Consider the following 21,346-nt stretch of genomic DNA (forward strand, 5'->3'; position numbering starts at 1 on the left):
TTCAGTTTAATGGAATCGGCAATAATTCGATTAACCAAACGCTGAACGTCTAATGGATCATTTTTATTATCAAGCTTATCAAGCATCGCTTTGAAATAATCGGTGCTTTTTACAAATGCTTCTTGGTTAACTTTGGAACGGTATTGAATAATAAATTCGTTGTAAATACGTTGAGAGCCTAGGTCAACATCCATTCCCAGCGCACTTAAACGCGCAGAAAATTCATTGACTTCTTTTAGCTCTTCAGAGGTTGGCGGGATAATAATTGCTTCACTCGTCCACTTTTGAGGAAGCATTTTTACGACCCCAATACTCAATGCGGTAACAATGACTGTTGCAATAATAATCAGGAGTTTATTTTTAAACAGAACCGCGATTAGCGCCATGAGATCGATCTCATCATTTTGCTGTAATTTAAATTGCGGGTCTTGCTCTAACTGCTTTTTTAATTCTGAAGACAAATTGGTTTTTTCAGTCATGTTAATTCCGTACAACAAGCTCTAAATTATACTGTCGAATATTGAGGTCGTAATTATAGTCTAAATTTGAGTTTTGGATATAACCATTAGTCATCTTTATGATATTAACGGTTATACAACACTTTTTACGTAATTTTTCAGAATTAACTGAATCATATTGATACTAATATCACTGTCATTCAGAGCAGGAATATAACGGTATTGTTCACCACCACTATGTAAAAAGAACTCTTTGTTCTGTTCACTAATTTCTTCTAACGTTTCTAAACAATCCACTGAAAAACCAGGGCAAACAACCTGAACAGATTTAACGCCCTCTGATGGCAGTTTTTTCATCGTCTGATCAGTGTATGGGCTTAACCATGGCTCGCGCCCAAATCGAGATTGGTAAGTCATAAGAACTCGGTCACTTGGAAATTTCAGCGCTTGCTTTAATAGTTCCGTCGTTTGCTCACACTCTTTGTCATAAATATCCCCAGAATCGCAGTAGCGCTGCGGAATACCGTGAAAAGAGAGAATGAGTCTATCCGGCTCACCATGCTCAGCAAAACTAGCCTCTATGGATTCAGCTAACGCTTGAATATACGCAGGGTGCGTCGCGTAGCTACGAATAAACCGCACAGAAGGAATAGTCCGCATAGGTTTAAAAGCGCGAGTAATAGCTTCATAAACAGCTGCAGTCGTGGTGCAGGAATATTGTGGATACAGAGGTAAAACCACCAATTCCGTCACATCTTGAGCAATCAAACTGTCGATAGCGCTCTTTATTGACGGCGAGCCATAAGTCATTCCCAGTTCAATCGGCGTATTAGGAAAAAATGCAGATAATTTTTCTTTTTGACGCTGTGAATAAACTAATAATGGCGAGCCTTCATCCATCCAAATTGAGCCATAAAGTTTTGCCACTTTGGAAGCGCGAATTGGCAAAATAGCGCCATGTAAAATAGGCTTCCAGATCAATGGGGAAAGATCAATAACGCGGGGATCACTTAAGAATTCTGCTAAATAGCGTTTAACTGCTGATGTTGTTGGGGCATCGGGCGTTCCCAAATTTACCAATAGTATTCCATATTTTTTTTCTAACATTAGAACCACTCCTAATTGATAATCATTCCCAACAATAACAGATTTTGATAACTAATTTTGCCAACTTGTGGCACAAAAAGAAAGGCAGCGTTTTGCGCTGCCTTTTCAATTTAGCTCAGAGAAAATTAACCTAGAATTTTCGCTAACTCTGCGCTCACTTCAGCCACTTTGCGAGTACCATCTAATTTGAAGTACTGAGTGCTGCTCGCTTTCGCTTCGTTTTGATAGTAAGCAATCAATGGTGCAGTCAGTGCATGGTATTCAACTAAACGCTTACGAACTGTATCTTCTTGGTCATCTTTACGGATCGTTAGCTCTTCACCAGTCACATCATCTTTGTTTTCAACTTTAGGTGGGTTGAAAGTCACATGATATACGCGACCTGATGGTGCGTGAACGCGGCGACCAATAATACGTTCAACAATGATGTCATCTGGCACATCGAATTCTAAAACGTAATCAACATTGATGCCTGCTTCTTTCATTGCATCCGCTTGAGGAATGGTACGCGGGAACCCATCCAACAAGAAGCCATTGCGACAGTCATCTTGTTTGATGCGCTCTTTCACTAATGCGATAACCAGCTCATCAGTCACTAATTTGCCATTATCCATCAGCTCTTTAGCTTGTAAACCTAACTCGCTCCCTGATTTTACCGCGGCACGTAACATGTCGCCGGTTGAAATCTGAGGGATCCCAAACTTCTCCATAATAAATTGAGCTTGAGTGCCCTTACCAGCGCCCGGAGCGCCAAGCAGAATGATACGCATTGCGTAAACCCCTTGCTATTTAGTTTTTTATAATTTGAAAAGAAAACGCTCTACCATACCATTAGCATGGCACCTGACTCAAGAAGGCACGTAAACGTTTTCCCATTTATCTTTTTTCGCAAAAGAAAAAAACCACGCAAAAAATCGCATTTTTACGTGGTTTATGCTCGAAAACGAAAATAACTCAGCGAATTATTTTAAAAGTAATTCGTTGATTTTTTTGATGAATAAGTTTGGATCTTCCAATGTGCCGCGCTCTGCCAGTAAAGCCTGGTCGAGTAGGACATCAACCCAATCCGCAAACACACTATCCTGTTCCACTTCAGCGGCTTTTTTCACCAGTGGGTGATTCGGATTCAGTTCAAAGTTATATTTTACTTCAGGCGCAGCTTGACCCGCAGCAGCGAACAGTTTCGCCATTTGGGTGCTCATTTCATCCGCATCCGTAGTTACAATCGCAGGAGTATCCGTTAAGCGATGAGTTAATTTCACCTCTTTCACACGGTCACCCAAGAAGGTTTTCACGCGTTCAACGAACGGCTCTAACTGTTTTTCTGCTTCTTCTTGTTCCGCTTTGTTTTCATCTGCTAACTTGTCTAATGACTCGTCCGCTTTGCTGACAGATTGGAATTGTTTACCATCAAATTCAGAAAGATAGTTCATCATCCATTCGTCAATGCGGTCAGATAACAGCAGAACTTCAATTCCTTTTTTACGGAACAATTCTAAGTGCGGGCTGCTCTTCGCTGCGGCATAACTATCCGCAGTGATGTAGTAAATCTTATCTTGCCCTTCTACCATGCGGCTCACGTAATCTTCCAATGAGACATTTTGCACGTTGCTGTCGTTATGCGTGGTTGCAAAGCGTAGCAATTTCGCAATCGCTTCGCCGTTCCCCATATCTTCAGCAGGGCCTTCTTTCATCACCAGACCAAATTGCTGCCAGAATGTTTGGTATTTCTCAGCATCATTTTTCGCCAGTTTTTCCAGTGTTTGCAGAACACGTTTTGTCAGTGCGCTGCGTAAGTTACGCGTCAATGCGCTATCTTGCAGAATTTCACGGGAAACGTTCAACGGTAAATCGTTGGAATCCAATACCCCACGAACGAAGCGCAGGTAATTAGGCATAAACTGCTCTGCATCATCCATAATAAAGACACGTTGAACATACAGTTTTAAACCGTGGCGCTGGTCGCGGTTCCACAAATCAAATGGGGCTTGAGATGGAATATACAGCAGACTGGTATATTCCTGTTTCCCTTCCACACGGTTATGTGCCCACGTTAATGGATCTGCGTAGTCGTGGGAGATATGCTTGTAGAACTCAATATATTCTTCGTCTGAGATGTCAGATTTGCTGCGCGTCCACAGTGCTTTCGCTTGGTTGATTTTTTCCCAAGTCACAGTGCCGTCTTCTTCGTTTTTCTCTTCGATTTCAACAGGCAGAGCAATATGGTCAGAATACTTGCTGATAACAGAACGTAAACGCCAGTTATCTAAAAACTCTTTTTCATCATCACGTAAATGCAGGGTAATTTCGGTTCCGCGATCGGCTTTTTCGATATCTGCGATAGTGTATTCACCTTCGCCAGCAGATTCCCAGAACACCCCTTCGCTCGCATCAGCACCCGCTGCACGGCTGCGTACGGTGACTTTATCGGCAACAATAAATGCGGAGTAGAAGCCCACACCGAATTGACCGATCATTTGGCTATCTTTGACTTGGTCACTGCCTAATGATTCTAAGAATGATTTGGTGCCTGATTTAGCGATAGTACCTAAGTTTTCAATGACTTCTTCACGGCTCATACCGATGCCGTTGTCACTGATAGTTAGAGTACCTTTGTCTTTGTCTGCGCTAATACGCACACGCAGTTCGCCGTCATTTTCATACAGTTCAGGCTTAGATAATGCACGAAAACGCAGTTTATCCGCCGCATCGGATGCGTTGGAAATGAGCTCACGCAGAAAAATTTCTTTGTTTGAGTAAAGAGAGTGGATCATCAACTGTAGCAGTTGTTTGACTTCTGATTGAAACCCACGAGTTTCTTGTCCTTTCATACTCATTAATCGCCTCTATATCATCAATCTAATAGTTAGGTTTTGACTTATCGATGGAAACTAATTTGGGGACAAAAAAATAGAATTCAACCACTAACCACAAATTAGCAGCCAAATTAATATGAACGAAAGTAAATTATGGAAGACTACGAGAGTTTTGGCTTGAGGGTTTTGCTTTTATAAGGTAGCTACCTACCTTCCTCTAAATAGTTCAAAGTTGTAGGTAGGCGGCAAGCAAGCTTATCCCTAGGAGCATACTGAAGTATGTGACTAGGGTGAGGTTGTGCAGCCAACACCCCTACAATTTGAAATATGACGAGGATAAGAACAATCCCTAGGAGCATACACAAGTATGTGACTAGGGTGAGGTTGTGCAGCCAACACCCCTACAATTTGAAATATGACGAGGATGCTACAACTTCGAGCGGCCTGACAACGAATGAGAAAGCGTCGTGCTATCAACCATCTCTAACTCCCCGCCGACAGGCACCCCATGCGCAATCCGGCTCGCCGCCACCCCATACTGCGCGCACATCTGCCCAATATAGTTTGCCGTCGCCTCCCCCTCTACTGTCGGGTTGGTCGCCAAAATCACTTCAGTGATGTTTTCCGATGCCAGTCGCTCTTCGAGCCTATCTAGCCCGATATCCATCGGTCCAATGCCATCTAATGGTGACAGATGCCCCATGAGTACGAAATAGCGACCTGAGAATTGACCAGTTTGCTCGATAGCGTAAATATCTGCGGGGCTTTCCACCACGCAAATCAGCCCATTTTGCTGACGGCGCGGGTTATCGCAGATATTGCAGGTGTCTTGCTCAGTAAATGTGCGGCAATCGCGGCAATGCCCGATTTCGGACATTGCACGAGTCAGCGACTGAGCCAAACGCATTCCGCCACTACGGTCACGTTGCAGAAGTTGGAAAGCCATTCGCTGCGCTGACTTGGGTCCCACACCGGGGAGACAGCGCAGCGCTTCCATCAATGATTCAAGAAGCGGACTCGTTTGCATTAGAATGGCATCTTAAAGCCTGGTGGCAGTTGCATACCGCTAGATACGCTAGCCATTTTTTCTTTTTGTGTTTCTTCGATACGACGCGCTGCATCATTGAATGCCGCAGCAATCAAGTCTTCCAGCATATCTTTGTCGTCTTCTAACAGGCTAGGATCGATTTCAACACGACGGCAGTTATGTGAACCGTTGATGGTCACTTTGACTAAGCCTGCACCAGATTCGCCAGTAGCTTCGAGTTGAGCGATTTCTTCCTGAACTTTCTGCATTTTATCTTGCATTTGCTGGGCCTGTTTCATCAGGTTACCCAATCCACCTTTACCAAACATAGTTTTCTCTCACAACTGAGGCTACAGATTCGCAACTGTAGCGTTAAACGGGGCGAATACTCTCTTCATCCAATTGCGCATCAAACATGGCGCGCAATTTTTGAATTGTTTTATCCGCAATAATAGACTGACGGGCTTGCGCCAGTTTCTCTTCATAAATCGCCTGACGCCATTCCAGCGGCGTTTTCACCGCCGTATTATCATCGTGAACGATTTTCAGTTCAACAGGGCGACCATAATGTTCACTCAACGCGTCTTGCAACGCGTTGAGAGCGTTAGGTTTATCAAGATGGCGTTGAGCGGAGCGCAAGTGCAATACAATTTGCGACTCGTCCAATTCTTCTTTATATGAATTCAAAGCCAATTGTTCAACTAGCTTCGGAATATTTAATTGCGCGATTTCCCCCGACCAACTATCACGTTCGCGCCCTTCTTCGGTGATTTTTATTGCTAACTCAGGGGTTTTTTCATATTCCAACGCCTCTTTGATTTCCGTTGGCGTTGTCACTGTGTCTTTTGCGTCAAGAACTTCACCATTTTGCGGCTTCCACTGGTAAGGCTTCGGCTTCGCAGGCTTGGTCTTCTGTGACGCTTTTTCCATCACATTTTGCTGATGTTTGCTGGTTACCGCGGCCAGCCGTTCAAGTGCTGAAACCGCCGGCTTAGCCCTTTCGGACGTCACCGGATGAGTCTTTTTTGGACTCGGATCCTCACTTTGTGGCGTTTGTAGTGCCTGTCTGGCTTTTAATAGCTGCAATGTTGGGCTATTTTCCGGTAAGTTCTCTGCGCTCGCAGGCTGCGGGGCTGGGCGTCTTACCGTTGATGGTGCTGGCTCTGGCTGAAAAGTGGAAGCCGGCGCGTTTGAAACTAATTTCGGCGGCAATTCTACTTCTTCAATAATGCTCTTTGGGTGGAAGGCTAGCGCTCTTAGTAGAGCCATTTCCACGCCCATCCGTCTTTCTGGCGCATAGGCTAATTCTTTTCTACCCACCAGCAAGGTTTGGTAGAAAAGTTGAAGATCCGCTGGAGAAATTAATCGAGCAGCTTGCCTTAGACGCCCTTCCGTAGAGGATGGATCGGTTTCTTGCTCCGCTGGTAACAGTTGAATCATCGCGATTCGGTGAAGCAAAGAGAGGATCTCAACCAATAGATTTTCCCAGTCCGCTCCTCGGGATGCCGCTTGTTCCACTTGCGACATGACGGCAGCACCCTCCGCACGAATTAACGCTTCAATAATGGCGAGTGGCTGTTCATCATCAAGGGTGCCCAGCATTTGGCTCACGATATCCGCAGTTACCTTCCCCTGCCCCATGGCAATCGCTTGGTCAGTTAAGCTCAGCGCATCTCGTAAACTGCCATCGGCAGCGCGTGCGATCAGTTGGCGGGCTCGAGTATCATGCTCAATATTTTCTGCATTCAAGATAAGCTCAAGCTGTTCGCTAATTTGAGCCACATCCAGCGCTTTCAAATGGAATTGTAAGCAACGGGATAAAATGGTGACTGGCAGCTTTTGAGGATCAGTGGTTGCAAGCAGGAATTTGACGTGTTCAGGCGGCTCTTCCAGTGTTTTAAGCAACGCATTAAAACTGTGGCGCGACAACATGTGAACTTCATCAATGAGATAGACTTTAAAGCGACCACGGGCGGGTGCGTACTGAACGTTATCCAGTAATTCTCGCGTGTCTTCGACTTTTGTCCGTGATGCGGCATCAATCTCAATCAGATCGACAAATCGCCCCTGCTCAATTTCCAAACAGTTCGCGCATTTACCGCAAGGTGTTGCTGTGATCCCTGTTTCGCAGTTCAGCCCTTTGGCAAACAAACGTGCGATCGTGGTTTTCCCGACACCGCGGGTACCCGAGAAGAGATAAGCGTGATGAAGCCGTTGGTGCTCAAGCCCATTAGCAAGCGCAGTCAACACATGCTGCTGACCAACAACATCCGAAAATTTTTGGGGGCGCCACTTACGGGCAAGTACCTGATAGCTCATGGATTCCACTGTTATTCAACATGGGACATTGATAAATATAATAATAGTACCATGCTACCACAGCCTCAACCCATTGGGCGAGACTGCCGTAAAAATAGTAAGAAGAGTGCGGAGCAGATTAGTGACCAGGGAACTCAACAAGACTATAGGAAGTAACACCTTCTTTGGCTAAGCGCTCAACACCGCCTAAATCTGGCAGTCCGATCACGAAAGCTGCATCGACAACTTTTGCGCCGAGTTGCTTAATCATTTTAACCGTCGCTTCGACAGTACCACCCGTTGCTAACAGATCATCCACGACTAACACATTATCTTGTGCACTAATGCTGTCTTTGTGAATTTCCAGTGTATCGGTACCGTATTCGAGGTCATACGTCATACTTAATACTTCACGCGGCAATTTGCCTTTTTTACGCACAGGTACAAAACCAACGCCTAAGCGTAATGCAACAGGAGCGCCGAACAGGAAACCACGGGCTTCAGTCCCCACAATTTTGGTCACACCTTTGTTTTGATAATGCTCAACTAGCATATCGATTGTTGCTTGATAAGCCGCAGGGTCATTTAACAGTGTGGTAATATCGCGAAATAGCACACCTTCTTTTGGATAATTAGGGATAGTCGCGATACTTTCTTTAATCAATTGCAGTTGTTGCTCTTTAGCGGTCATAATAAAAACCAATATAGTAAATACGAAAGGGTAGAATCTATGCAAACTACCATAAAAATGCAATAAGAAGCCGTCTTTTTGCGCTAAGTTTTGTTGTTGGATATCAATATTCCGCCACTTTTCACATTTATTGAGAATAAAAAATGAAAACACAGGCTCTTTTGGACGCATTAAAAAAGCAGATTGACGAATTAGCGGTACGTGTTGCTCCCATCAAAGACCATGAATTTTCTCACTCCCGATTTGATATGCAGCTGTTTAGCCATAAATCCACCAAACTGGGAGATTGCCAAAAAGAGCTCAACACGCTTTATCAGCAACTGTGCAATAGTGTTACGCTCAATCATACCCAACAAGTGACCTTTCTGACCGAAAAAATCGTCCATCAGATGCAAGCGATTTCTCGCGAGCTTTCAACACAAGGATTACGTGAAAAAGAAAATTCCTTTCGGACAAAAAAGGAACAAGTTGATTTATATGAACGTTTATCACAACATCAAGATTATGAACGCCGTTTACAGGCGATGGTGAGTGAAAAAGAACTCGACTTAAGTGGGTTAACTGATTCGCACTTACAGCATCAGTGCCAAAAAGAGCTTGCAGCATTGGCTGGACGATTATATCGGTGCAGACAAGCCTTGATGCGTATTGAAAAAGCCATCGAGCACCAAGAAAATCAATTTTTTGACTAAGGAAATGCGTATGGAGCCCCTAGAGAATGCACCACCAGAAATACAGCTTGCGGTGGATTTAATCTACTTATTAGAGTCCTCTGAGATAAGCCCCGATATCGCTCTGAAAGCATTAGACATAGTGAAACGCGATTACCTTAGCAAACAGGCCGCCGAAGCAGCCTGTCAGAACAGTAATTAACACAGGTTATTTTTCATCATCCGGTTTATCTTTGATGATTTTTGTCACTTCCTGCACTTCATCACCCTGATTATTATGCAAATGCACTTCCAATTGATTGAAGGCAATATTGATATCATTTTCACGACACAACCGGTCAATTTCACGATTGACTTCATCACTGGTCATAGTGCGCTCACCAATTTGGCGAACATAAAAACGCAGCTCGTGATCTAACGTACTCGCCCCAAAACTTAAGAAGTATGCTGCCGGTGCAGGATCTGTCATTACTTTACTGTTCGATGTTGCCGCTTGCAGTAAAACACGCTTCACTTTTTCCAGATCCGAACCATACGCAACCCCTAAAGAAATCGTGATGCGCGTGACCGTATCGGAGAGTGACCAGTTGATCAATCGCTCAGTCACAAATGCCTTGTTTGGGATGATCACCTCTTTGCGATCAAAATCCACAATGGTCGTCGCACGAATACGGATCTTACTGATAGTCCCCGAGTAAGTACCAATCGTGACGGTGTCCCCAATGCGAATCGGTCTTTCAAACAGCAAAATTATCCCCGAAACGAAGTTCGCAAAAATTTCCTGTAAACCAAAACCGAGACCAACGGTTAAGGCCGCGGCTAACCATTGCAACTGATTCCATGTCACCCCTATCATCCCGAGGGAAGCAATCGCCCCGATACTGACAATCACATAGGTCAACATGGTGGTGATGGCATAGGTGGAACCTTGGCGAAGTTTGAGGCGCGATAACACCAACACTTCCAATAACCCAGGTAAGTTGCGCGTCATGATCCACGCCACCACCACGATGACTACGGCTAAAATTAGGTTGGCCAAAGTCACATGCTGCATGATATTCGCCCCTTCCGCTGATGTCGCGCTATAGCTCCATAACTGAACGCTATCAAGGAAAGAGAAAATCGTAATAAAGTCGGACCAAATTGCGTAGAACGCAAAGGCGAAGATAATAAACAGCACCATGGTCGTTAAGCGCAATGACTGCTGGCTAATCAGCTCAATCGTCATTGGCGGCTCTTTGATTGGCTCATTTTCAGCTTCTTCTTGCTGTTTTGACTGAGCTCGGCGTTCCAATGCTCGCTTATACGCCAGCTTTCTCGCCCCCAAACTTAAACCACGCAAGCAGACATTATACGTGATGTACCAAAGCACCAGCAGGTACAAGCTATCTAACCAACGGTTGGCTAAACGGAGTGTGGTGTAATAGTAACCCGCAATCATCAAACCGATTAAAATTAGCGGTGAGAATGTCAGTAACGTGATCAAAATCGAGCGCGTTAAGTGGCTACCGGTTTCCTTCCAAACCTGTTTACAGAATGGAATCGTGAAAATACATAATAGTAATAAACAGATAGAGACCACTAACTGTCCAATCACATCTTCGGATACCTTCAGAGGGTTAATCATTCCGTAAGTAGAAAAGAAAATCAGTGGTAACAGCGGTACCGATAAACGCACCATTCTACGACGCATACGCTGGGCATTTTCATGGTCAATATTGAAATGTTTTTCTGCGATACCTTGCGGCTTTAACACCCTAAATGTGAGTTCAAACAATGCCCAGAAAATGGCTAACTGCAAGCAATAGGACCAGATAAATTCCCCTTGCAGATTACCCGTCTTTAAGAACCAATAGCCAATTGCGATCACCACAAGAGAAATTGGGATGGTTTGCAATAAGGTTAGCAACAACGCCAACGGCGTATTTAATACGCTGTCGTTTCTGAGGCTGGATAAACGCAGATCAATTTCATGTAAGCGTTGGGTTATCTTGCGGTTAAACCAGATGAAAATCAGTGCTACCAATAATAGAGGAACAGTAACCCACAGTGCGCTAATAAATCCTTTCTTCAAGCTTGAAAATGAAAAATCAAAATCCAGATGAGTCAGTTGGTTCGTTGCGGCTTCAGGGAAGGCTTTTAACCACTCGATATCCATCGGTTTATTGCTGTTCACCCAGAAAATTTGCTGCGCTAAAGTATGTTCGAGAGAACTGACCACACTCAATAATTGGTTTTGATCTAATTGTAAGTTAATAGCTTGGGAAATTTGTCCGCCTAACTGTAGATTCAATTCATCCAGTAATTCACGGCGAACATCCAAAATTTTAACCAATGCCGCTTTATCTTCAGGCGTAAACAGCACAGCATTTTCTTGCTCACCCACTTTGGCCGCTTGCTGATGCTCCAAATTATTAATGTAATCAGTAGGCTGGTACAGCGCATCACGCTGCTGGTTAATATCAAATTGTTCCAGACGCAGATCTGCAATGGTCACTGGTAGATTTTTGGTGAGAATATCTGCTGGTAAATCAATTTGTTGCTGAAAAAGAATCCGTGATAGTAATAAACTACCGCGTAATACGTTAATTTGCTCTTTTAGGTTACGTTCCGATTGTGTCGCACGCTCCAGCCACGTTTTCACTCGGATACCGTTTTGCACCATTCTATTGCCATCTTGCGTCACTTCAATCAAGCGGTTACTTAACTTGTTGTTAATTTCAATCTCTTTTTGAAGAATAGGATTTTGTTGTACCGCGTCATCGGTCGACGTGTTTTGCGCTTCGCGCACCGTTGATTGAGAGTCATTGAGGCGTGCTTTGCTAATCGCATCTTGAATAATTTGGATACGAGCGTCCAATTGTTCAATATACGCTGCGGTGTAATCACGTTGTTTTTGTAAAACGTCCTGGAGTTGAGTATTTGCTTGTAAAACGCGCTTTTGAAACTCATTTTGTTGCTGAAGAAGGTATTGCTCAAGTTGCAACATGTTAGCTTGTGTGGTGCGCAATTTGCTGGAGTCAGTCAATGTGCTGTTAAGCTCATTGCGAATCTCTTGCAGTCGGCGGGCATTATCCAGCATGCTCGCTTGAGCTCGTTCAGGTTGGGTTTGTAGACCAATCAGTTGACTATTATAAGTAGCAAGATCATTTTGCTCAGCTTGCAGATTATCCAAATACGTCGCCAACATCGTTTCTAATTGTTCGAGGCTGCTATTTTCAATTTGATGTTGAAAATTAATATCTGGATTTTCATTCTGAACTTTTATTTGTAATAAACCCTGAACCGCTTTTCTCAATTCTTCGCCTGAGTGATTTATTTTTTTTTGCAGCTCATCCGAACGCTGATCTAATTTTTCCAATTCATCATAGTAAGTTAATGATTTTTCCAGATCTGCAATGATAAGTTTATCTTCCTGCCCTGCACTGCTTTTTTTATTTAATGAATTAAGCTCTGTTTTTATCTCATTTTTACTGGGAAGATTATTAATTGTTGCCGCGGAAATTTGGAAAGAAAAAAAGGTGATGGAAAATGCCAAAAATATTCTAACGGAATATAACCACGCTTTTTTATATTGCATCAGTGAGCCCATGATATTTCGTTGTGATCCTACTTTTATACTACATGCCCATTTTTAGCTGCAATTCCTGACGAACCGCAGCTCAGTTTTTAAATTAAACTGTTTTAACATTAAAATGTGAGAACTTTTTCAGCGGCTAGTGTCCATGCAGCTAAATCCACCAGCGTTCCAATTTCAACGCCATCAATCAGTGGTAACTCACTGATACCACGCGCATCGGTGCAGGTTTTGCATAATTTTACTGGAACGTTTTGCGCGGTTAGGATCTCTAACATTTGCTGGAGGTTATATCCTTCTTTCGGCTTTTGTGCCGTAATTCCCGCCGTCACTGCATCAGACATTAAGAAGATTTTTAAGTCAGTTTGTGGATGTTGTTCTTTTAATGTTATGGCTAGGCGCAAAGAGTTGAACAACATTTCACTTCCGTATGGTGCGCCATTCGCAATGATCAAAATAGATGACATGGTTTTCTCCGATTATTCGCTTGGCGTTGGTTTGATTCGTAGAGAGACGCTATTTTTAAGCGTTTCTAATAGAGTATCAACTAACGTCGTCGTATGTGCGTCTATCATAAAACTCTCTGGCTGTAATAACCAGTTTTCAAGTAAACCTGACATTAATGATCGGATCATTACCGCACTGCATTCTAAATCTAAGTTGTCAGGAAGTTGTCCAGCCTCAATACAGTCACGTAAATTTCTCACTATTCTATGTTGGCTGGCCATATAATTTTCACGTTTAAAATCAACAACAGAAGCCATTTCACCAACTAATTCACATTTTAAGAAAAAGATTTCCATCAATGCACGATTTTTGGGGATACTAATAAAATCAGTAAGAATATAAATTAGCAATTCTCTTAGTATTAAAAGTGGATCATTGGTATATTTCGAACGATAATAATCTTCAGCCTGAGTAATTTGATTATCGCTAAATTCGCAGGCTTGATGAAAGAGATCCACCTTATTCTTAAAGTGCCAGTATATAGCACCTCGGGTCACACCCGCGGCTTTGGCTATATCGGCTAATGACGTAGCTGTCACTCCTCGTTCAGAAAATGTTTTGATAGCTGCATCGAGTATTTCCTGACGGGTTTCTTCAGCCTGTTGTTTAGTTTTTCGTGCCATTGTCACCCATTTTTGTAGAAAGCTGATTTACATACATTAGTGTATGTTTGTACTATAGCATAGTGATAAATCATATAATTTGCTTTTTTTCTTAATTTTGTTTTGAACTCATATCGATTAATTGAGGTTAACTTATGCGAAAAAACAGAGGAGTGTTACCTCTGGCTCTGTTGGTCCTTTCAGGCGGCTTAGCGTTATCTGGTTGTAACGAAGAACAGAAAGGTGGCGGTGAACGCCCGGCGCCTGATGTAGGAATTGTTACGCTGAAAGCTGAACCTCTGACCATTAAGACCGAACTTCCAGGCCGTACATCTGCATATCGAGTTGCAGAAGTTCGTCCACAAGTTAGTGGCATCATCTTAAAACGTAACTACAAAGAAGGTAGCGATGTTGAAGCTGGCGTGTCGTTGTATCAAATCGATCCTGCGCCTTTCCAAGCAACCTATAATAGTGCTAAAGCAGAATTAGCCAAAGCGCAAGCAAATGCTAATCTCGCCGCATTAACTGTTAAACGTTATAAGCCACTGCTTGGTACCAACTACATTAGTCAACAAGAATACGACCAAGCGAATTCAACTTATGCACAATCTCTAGCTGCGGTAAAAGCAGCGGAAGCAGCCGTTGAAACCGCACGTATTAATTTGAATTACACGAAAGTGACATCGCCAATTAGTGGACGTACGGGTAAATCCAATGTCACGGAAGGTGCCTTAGTTTCTGCGGGTCAAACAACTGAACTAATGCGCGTTCAACAATTAGATCCAATCTACGTGGATGTGACGCAATCGAGTGAAGATTTCTTACGCTTAAAAAATGAAATCGAACAAGGGGCACTGCAAAAAGAGCCCGGCAAAGCGCCAGTTAGCTTAGTGATTAATGGCGGGCAAGAATACGCACAGAAAGGGCAACTAGAGTTCTCTGATGTCACTGTTGATGAAACCACTGGTTCTATCACTATGCGTGCTGTGTTCCCTAACCCGAATAAAGAACTGATGCCAGGTATGTTTGTTCGCGCCATTCTAGAAGATGGTGTGAAAGAAAATGCGATTTTAGTTCCTCAACAGGGTGTTGCTCGTACTCCACAAGGTGACGCGCAGGTCATGGTTGTTGGCGCAGAAAACAAAGTTGAAGTGCGTAAAGTGAAAGCTGCACAAGCGATTGGCAACAACTGGTTAGTCACTGATGGCGTGAAAGATGGCGACCGTGTCATTGTAATTGGTTTGCAGAAAATCAAACCGGGAATGGTTGTTGTGCCAAAGCAAGCAAACTTAGAAACTCAATCCATTGTAGACACTCAGGCTAAACCTGAAACCGCGTCTAAATAAGGGAGCTATTGATTAATGCCTAAGTTTTTTATAGATAGACCAATTTTTGCATGGGTAATCGCGATTATTACCATGCTTGCAGGTCTGCTGGCAATTATCAAGTTACCTGTCGCTCAGTATCCGACGATTGCACCGCCGGCTGTTTCCATTTCAGCTAACTACCCTGGTGCAGATGCATCAACGGTACAAAATACGGTGACCCAAGTTATCGAACAGAACATGAACGGTATCGATAATTTGGTGTATATGTCGTCAACCAGTGATTCATCAGGTTCAGCAAGCATCACGCTGACTTTTGAAGCAGGTACTGATGGCGATATCGCTCAAGTACAGGTACAGAATAAGCTGCAATTGGCAATGCCACTTTTACCTCAAGAAGTACAGCAACAAGGTATTAGTGTCGATAAGTCCACCAGCTCATTCTTAATGGTTGCAGGCTTTATTTCGAAAAACGGTTCAATGGGTCAATATGACATTGCCGACTACGTAGGTTCAAATATTAAGGACCCACTGAGTCGTGTTAATGGTGTTGGTGAAACCCAGCTGTTTGGTACCCAATATGCAATGCGTATTTGGTTAAAACCAGAGCAACTCGTTAAGTACAACATGGCAACTTCGGATGTCATTAATGCAATTCGTGTACAAAACAACCAAGTTGCCGCCGGTCAGCTAGGGGGAACACCTCCTGTTGCCGGTCAGCGTTTGAACGTATCTATTATTGCTCAAACCCGTTTAAGTAACGTAGAAGAGTTTTCGAACATTTTATTACGTGTGAACCAAGACGGTTCCCAAGTTCGTTTGAAAGATGTCGCTACCGTTCAACTCGGTGCGGAAAACTACAGTACAGTTGCGCGCTTTAACGGTATGCCAGCGGCGGGTATCGGTATTAAACTCGCAACGGGCGCGAACGCATTAGATACAGCAAATAACGTCCGTGCAGCGTTAGCTGATATGGAACCCTTCTTCCCTGAAGGACTTGAAGTTGTTTATCCGTACGATACAACGCCATTCGTTAAAATCTCAATTAACGAAGTAGTTAAAACGCTGGTCGAAGCAATTATGTTGGTTGTTGTCGTTATGTATCTGTTCTTGCAGAACATCCGTGCAACATTGATCCCAACAATTGCAGTACCCGTAGTGCTATTAGGAACCTTTGCTATCTTGTCAGCCTTTGGCTACTCGATAAACACCTTAACCATGTTTGCGATGGTACTTGCCATCGGTCTTCTTGTGGATGACGCCATCGTTGTTGTTGAAAACGTTGAGCGTGTGATGCAAGAAGAAGGTCTGCCACCAAAAGAGGCGACCAAAAAATCCATGGGACAAATTCAAGGTGCACTGGTTGGTATCGCGATGGTGCTGTCCGCGGTATTTATCCCAATGGCCTTCTTTGGTGGGTCAACAGGGGCAATTTACCGTCAGTTCTCAATCACTATCGTGTCATCGATGCTGTTATCTGTATTAGTGGCGATGATTCTGACCCCTGCACTGTGTGCTACTATGTTGAAGCCGATTGAAAAAGGCAGCCATGGTTCCACTAAAGGGTTCTTTGGATGGTTTAACCGCGTATTTGAAAAGCAAGCTCACCATTATACAGACAGCGTAAGCCGTATGTTGAATGGCACGGGTCGTTACCTTGTCATCTACGTGATTCTGGTTGTGGGCATGGCATTCATGTTTGTTCGTCTGCCATCCTCATTCTTACCAGCCGAAGACCAAGGGGTATTTTTATCCATGGTGCAATTGCCACCAGGATCAACCCAAGAGCAAACCGAAGTCATCTTAGATGAAGTCAGTGAATACTTCAGAGTAGATGAAGGTAAAAACGTTGAGTCTGTCTTTACCGTTGGTGGCTTTAGCTTTGCGGGTGCAGGGCAGAACATGGGTCTGGCGTTCGTCGTTCTTAAGAACTGGGATGAACGTAAAGGGAAAGAAAACCATGTTGATGCGATTGTTGCTCGAGCAAATGCAGCCTTATCGAAAAAACAAGGTGCCTTCATTTATGCCTTTAACTTACCTGCAATTGTTGAGTTAGGGACATCAAACGGCTTTGACTTTGAGTTGGTCGATAAAGGTGGCTTAGGTCATGAAAAACTGATGGCAGCACGTAATCAGTTACTCGGACTTGCTGCACAGCACCCTGAAATTTTGCAAGGTGTACGACCAAATGGTCAAGATGATACCTCACAGTATCGAATCTATATTGACCAGCAAAAAGCGCAGGCTCAAGGTGTTGCAATCAGTGATATCAACGCAACCCTCAGCTCAGTGTTTGGTGGTTCATACGTTAACGACTTTATCGACCGCGGTCGTGTGAAGAAAGTTTACGTACAAGGTGACGCGGAAAGCCGTATGTTACCATCCGATATCAGCAACCTGTATGTTCGTAATAACCAAGGGAAAATGGTACCGTTCTCTGCATTCTTAGACGAATCCAAAGACCCATGGAAATTCGGTTCACCGCGTTTAGAGCGTTATAACGGTGTCCCTGCGATGAACATTCAAGGTCAAGCAACAGAAGGTCAAAGTACCGGTGCTGCGATGTTGATGATGGAAAAACTGACCACCGAGAACCTCCCAGCGGGAATTGGTTACGAATGGACAGGAATGTCATACCAAGAGCGTCTGTCTGGTAACCAGGCACCTGCCCTGTATGCGATTTCCTTGATTGTGGTTTTCCTGTGTCTAGCTGCACTGTATGAAAGCTGGTCTGTACCATTCTCAGTCATGTTAGTGGTACCACTTGGGGTTATCGGTGCGTTACTCTTCACTTCAGTACGAGGTTTAGATAACGACGTTTACTTCAAGGTAGGGCTGTTAACCACCATTGGGTTATCGGCGAAGAACGCAATCTTGATTGTTGAATTCGCCAAAGACTTGATGGAGAAAGAAGGTAAAGGATTGATTGAAGCAACATTGGATGCAGTAAAAATGCGTCTAAGACCAATCCTGATGACATCCTTAGCATTTATGTTGGGTGTTATCCCTCTGGTATTTAGTAATGGTGCAGGTTCTGCGGCACAGAACTCCGTCGGTACGGGTGTACTGGGGGGCATGTTCGCAGCAACATCACTGGCTATCTTCTTCGTTCCGGTATTCTTTGTGGTGATCCGTCGCCGCTTTGCAAAGACACCAGAACACGCTGATAACAACCAGCCACCAGCAGCTCATTAATTACGAATGAGTTAAAAAAAGACCCCCGATAGTTATCCAACTATTGGGGGTTTCTTCATTTATTTGGCATCGATTGACATCATCTAGTGTATTTGAGACTGAAGCGTATTGATTGGTATGATGTCTGAACTTGATGTGTTCCACCCTAGTTTTTCATTAGGCTGATAACTCACATTATTTGCCTGTGTTATCTGACTGCAACTCTCCGCTAAATATGCCAGATCTGCATTGCATTGTGGCTTCTCTTCAAAATAACTTGATAAATACATGGCACCACGGTGAACCGTAACCTCGTTTGCAAGCTCACTGATATTGAAAACGCCGTCGTCACAATGAATCATCAAATGCTGGTGAGCTAATGAGTTTGTACCATAAACATTATGTAATACTAATGAGGTCTGATTAATGGAATCCGTGAGAATTAAATTATCATTAAATCGATTAACAAAAATAGAATTACCCTTAACGTTTATCAGTAATACAAGATGGTCAATGGCTAGATCTTGTGATTGATTATCGATAATAATGGTTTGATAGTTTTGCCAGTCCCCTAATTTCAAGTGATAGGTATCTTTACCTTCCCCACCACTGAGTATCAATGTCTTAGTCTCTTTTAACTGCGTTGGTGCGAGAATATCATCATTATTTGTTCCTTTGATAATAAATGATGAGCCTAGTGGTTCATTCTTTGATAGCGGATGAAAAATAAGTTGCCCTTCCTTAGAAGACAGCATTAACCCTCCCCCTATTTTCCGTGCATTCTCAAGAGAAACGTCTGGATATAATTCAATCGGTTTTGGTAAATGTTCGGAGGGCTTTAAAGACTGATTGTCATCAAACATATTCGCTAACAGTGCACTCGAAATGGCGGTTTGTTGATATAGTTTTTTGGTTTTTGTATCAAAAATAACCCCACGACCCTCACTCGAATCAAAATCTAAAAAATGTAATGTATCTTCAGATAGTAAGGACTCACTAACAATGACTTTCCCTTTAAAATACCATGCTGGTAAAAATTGCTTGCCATCTTTTCCTTTCAGACCAAACAGTGTGATTGGATTAGGTTCATTAATAAAATCATTTAAATTACACCAATTAAATGATTCATTTTCAAACCAGGTTTTATTTAACGCAATAATATCCGCACTACCATTAACATTCAGCTGTTTCACAACGCCATTTTTTTGGATAATTAATATATTTCCGTTCCAATTAAAAGCAGTGTCTATATCACGAAGACTTAATCGCTGAGCGGTTGGGTTTTTAAGATCGATATCCTTCTGCCCTAACCCTTCTTGGCGGAAAATGGTATCGGACTCTTTGCTATAAAAGAAAAAGACTTCCCCTCCATTATCATCGAAGAGGCTACCGACCAATATAAGGTCGGCGGGTGGTTTCCAGTTCCACGTATCGGTAAGCGGATCAAACCGATTAAAGCAAGCTCCAACTATTTTTAATACTGTCGGCTCCGTGTTTGCAATCCTAAAACGCCCTTCAATAGATAACAGTGTCGATTTATCTGTAAAACCAGCATAAGTAGGCTCTAATACATGCTCAAAAGGTTCCCCATTAGCGAGCCTATGATTCATATAAGCTAATTCATCAGGGTTAGTAGAAAACCAATATAATGTCTGAGAAATCTCAGCCATTATCTTTTGGTCATAATCATCGGGTCTGGCTAAATTAGGTTTAATTAATACCCCATCACTGGTACGTAGCCAATAAATACTCTGGAAGCCTAAATAATTGGTATCTTTTATCATCACGATTGAGGCCAGTTTTGGCGATGTTTTTGTTGGAGAGGCTATTGTGGGTAGTATATTTTTGTTATCCTGACTCAATCTAATATAGTTTTCATTAACTAAATAATCATGATTTAAGAAATCTTTGTGTTTTATAGGCGGAATAATAACATCGAGTTTATTCAGTTTTTCCATTAAACGAAAATCATCAGAAATACTGACTAGCTCTAATTTACTTTTCTCGAAAGAGTAAACCACATTCACTTCACTACTGTTTTTTCTATTTTTCAATTCAACAATGACTGTATTATTTTTTATTGAAAGTCGTTCAATACTTGAATCCTCACCCAACAAATCATAAAAATTAAACTTAGCATAAATATCGCCATTATTAATATTGGTTGACCATATAATATTTTCACTTTGAGAATAAAAACATGCGACACCTTTAATCGTCGTGATTAAAATTGCAGATTGATTTTCTTTATGCGATGAATTGGTATATAACATGCGCCTAGCAGCAACATCATAGAATGCTCTGCCAACATTTTTTTCATTAACTGAATAATTATTAACAATAACATATTTTTTATTTAATTCATTTTTATTCGCCAAATCATGAAAGAAATATTCAATAGAGCCCATATTTGGGCCCCAGTGTTTTCCATTTATGCTAACAAGATCTATTTTTTTATTATGGAAGTTAACTTCTCTAATTTCATGCTCACTATTCATAATTAGAATTTTACTAGACGCTGCCGTCTCATCAATATAAACGACGGTATCACCAATTTGGATATTATCATCATTAACTTTAATTACTTGACCTTTCTGACCATCAATACTACTGGTATCGATAATCCAAGTGGATTGCTCAGTAGCTAATAAGGATTGCTTTAACTTTAAAGAAGAACCATGATTTATCGAAATCTGATATTCTGCACCAGCGCCTATCAGGCTATGTTCTATATAGCCATGCCAAGGTTCAGGAAGAGTAGGAACAATTAAATGCTTATTAGTTGAATCTAAAATAATCGAAACTGGAGTAAAAACATATTCAGCCTTAAGGTTTGACATCACATATTCTAGACCACAATAAAAATAATCAAAATAAAACTGGTAATTCTCTTCCATTTTTCTAAGAACTGAGAAACCATAATCACCACGAGTTGTACCACCAATAAGAGATGTATATTCGTAACGCAAATAACATTGAGGAATGACGGGTAGTACAATAATATTTGATTTATCCGAATCAAATGTCACTTTATCTTGTAAGACACCCACTGCTTCTCGAATATTAATCGCTTCATTTTTATTTATATCTGCT

Annotated in this window: 16 protein-coding genes; 4 read left to right on the forward strand and 12 right to left on the reverse strand. The window is 42.4% G+C overall.

Annotated features, from left to right (window positions below; genetic code table 11):
- The 8 genes from PSF16_RS12550 to apt form a co-directional block, all read right to left on the reverse strand.
- A partial coding sequence (locus tag PSF16_RS12550; RefSeq protein ID WP_272689356.1) for a Wzz/FepE/Etk N-terminal domain-containing protein occupies positions 1-479 on the reverse strand: 479 nt, incomplete at its 3' end.
- 111 nt (positions 480-590) lie between these two features.
- The gene (hemH, locus tag PSF16_RS12555) at positions 591-1,565 is read right to left on the reverse strand and encodes a ferrochelatase (RefSeq protein ID WP_272689357.1); all 975 of its coding nucleotides are present in this window, start codon (positions 1,563-1,565) and stop codon (positions 591-593) included.
- Between the two features lie 125 nt (positions 1,566-1,690).
- Positions 1,691-2,335, reverse strand: coding sequence for an adenylate kinase (gene adk / locus PSF16_RS12560; RefSeq protein WP_006659288.1), 645 nt, complete (start codon positions 2,333-2,335; stop codon positions 1,691-1,693).
- A gap of 192 nt (positions 2,336-2,527) precedes the next feature.
- On the reverse strand, positions 2,528-4,402 hold the full coding sequence (gene htpG, locus PSF16_RS12565; RefSeq protein WP_272689358.1) for a molecular chaperone HtpG: 1,875 nt from the start codon (positions 4,400-4,402) through the stop codon (positions 2,528-2,530).
- A 406-nt stretch (positions 4,403-4,808) separates the two neighbouring features.
- Positions 4,809-5,408, reverse strand: a complete 600-nt coding sequence (gene recR / locus PSF16_RS12570) for a recombination mediator RecR (protein ID WP_036952553.1) — start codon at positions 5,406-5,408, stop codon at positions 4,809-4,811.
- The gene (locus PSF16_RS12575; RefSeq protein WP_006659291.1) at positions 5,408-5,737 is read right to left on the reverse strand and encodes a YbaB/EbfC family nucleoid-associated protein; all 330 of its coding nucleotides are present in this window, start codon (positions 5,735-5,737) and stop codon (positions 5,408-5,410) included. Before PSF16_RS12575 ends, recR begins: the two co-directional genes overlap by 1 nt.
- A 43-nt stretch (positions 5,738-5,780) precedes the next feature.
- Positions 5,781-7,727 carry a DNA polymerase III subunit gamma/tau gene (dnaX, locus tag PSF16_RS12580; protein WP_272689359.1) on the reverse strand — a complete coding sequence of 649 codons (1,947 nt, stop codon included), beginning with the start codon at positions 7,725-7,727 and terminating at the stop codon, positions 5,781-5,783.
- Positions 7,728-7,845: 118 nt separating this feature from the next.
- Entirely contained in the window at positions 7,846-8,397 is a 552-nt protein-coding gene (gene apt, locus PSF16_RS12585) for an adenine phosphoribosyltransferase (protein ID WP_006659293.1), read from the reverse strand.
- A gap of 143 nt (positions 8,398-8,540) precedes the next feature.
- Between apt and priC the strand changes: the two genes are divergently transcribed.
- Positions 8,541-9,089 carry a primosomal replication protein gene (priC, locus tag PSF16_RS12590; protein ID WP_272689360.1) on the forward strand — a complete coding sequence of 183 codons (549 nt, stop codon included), beginning with the start codon at positions 8,541-8,543 and terminating at the stop codon, positions 9,087-9,089.
- Between the two features lie 10 nt (positions 9,090-9,099).
- Positions 9,100-9,270: a pleiotropic regulatory protein RsmS gene (rsmS, locus tag PSF16_RS12595; protein WP_006661072.1), complete on the forward strand. Its 171-nt coding sequence runs from the start codon at positions 9,100-9,102 to the stop codon at positions 9,268-9,270.
- Positions 9,271-9,276: 6 nt separating this feature from the next.
- Here the strand turns inward: rsmS and mscK are convergent, their stop codons facing one another.
- From mscK to acrR, 3 genes are all read right to left on the reverse strand, one after another.
- Positions 9,277-12,660 carry a mechanosensitive channel MscK gene (gene mscK / locus PSF16_RS12600; RefSeq protein ID WP_336313815.1) on the reverse strand — a complete coding sequence of 1,128 codons (3,384 nt, stop codon included), beginning with the start codon at positions 12,658-12,660 and terminating at the stop codon, positions 9,277-9,279.
- A 98-nt stretch (positions 12,661-12,758) separates the two neighbouring features.
- Complete coding sequence (locus tag PSF16_RS12605) at positions 12,759-13,112, reverse strand: DsrE/DsrF/TusD sulfur relay family protein (protein ID WP_006659297.1); 354 nt, start codon at positions 13,110-13,112, stop codon at positions 12,759-12,761.
- 12 nt (positions 13,113-13,124) lie between these two features.
- Positions 13,125-13,775, reverse strand: coding sequence for a multidrug efflux transporter transcriptional repressor AcrR (gene acrR, locus PSF16_RS12610; RefSeq protein ID WP_006659298.1), 651 nt, complete (start codon positions 13,773-13,775; stop codon positions 13,125-13,127).
- A 134-nt stretch (positions 13,776-13,909) separates the two neighbouring features.
- Here acrR and PSF16_RS12615 point away from each other — a divergent pair, with 134 nt between their 5' ends.
- Both PSF16_RS12615 and PSF16_RS12620 read left to right on the forward strand, forming a co-directional pair.
- Positions 13,910-15,100 carry an efflux RND transporter periplasmic adaptor subunit gene (locus tag PSF16_RS12615; RefSeq protein ID WP_006659299.1) on the forward strand — a complete coding sequence of 397 codons (1,191 nt, stop codon included), beginning with the start codon at positions 13,910-13,912 and terminating at the stop codon, positions 15,098-15,100.
- 15 nt (positions 15,101-15,115) lie between these two features.
- Complete coding sequence (locus PSF16_RS12620; RefSeq protein ID WP_006661069.1) at positions 15,116-18,274, forward strand: efflux RND transporter permease subunit; 3,159 nt, start codon at positions 15,116-15,118, stop codon at positions 18,272-18,274.
- An 83-nt stretch (positions 18,275-18,357) separates the two neighbouring features.
- On the opposite strand, the gene PSF16_RS12625 is transcribed toward PSF16_RS12620, so the two are convergent.
- Positions 18,358-21,346, reverse strand: a 2,989-nt coding sequence (locus tag PSF16_RS12625; protein ID WP_272689362.1) for a TcdA/TcdB pore-forming domain-containing protein, incomplete at its 5' end; no start/stop codon positions are given.

This window comes from Providencia sp. PROV033 (assembly GCF_028484855.1).
Classification (GTDB): domain Bacteria; phylum Pseudomonadota; class Gammaproteobacteria; order Enterobacterales; family Enterobacteriaceae; genus Providencia; species Providencia alcalifaciens.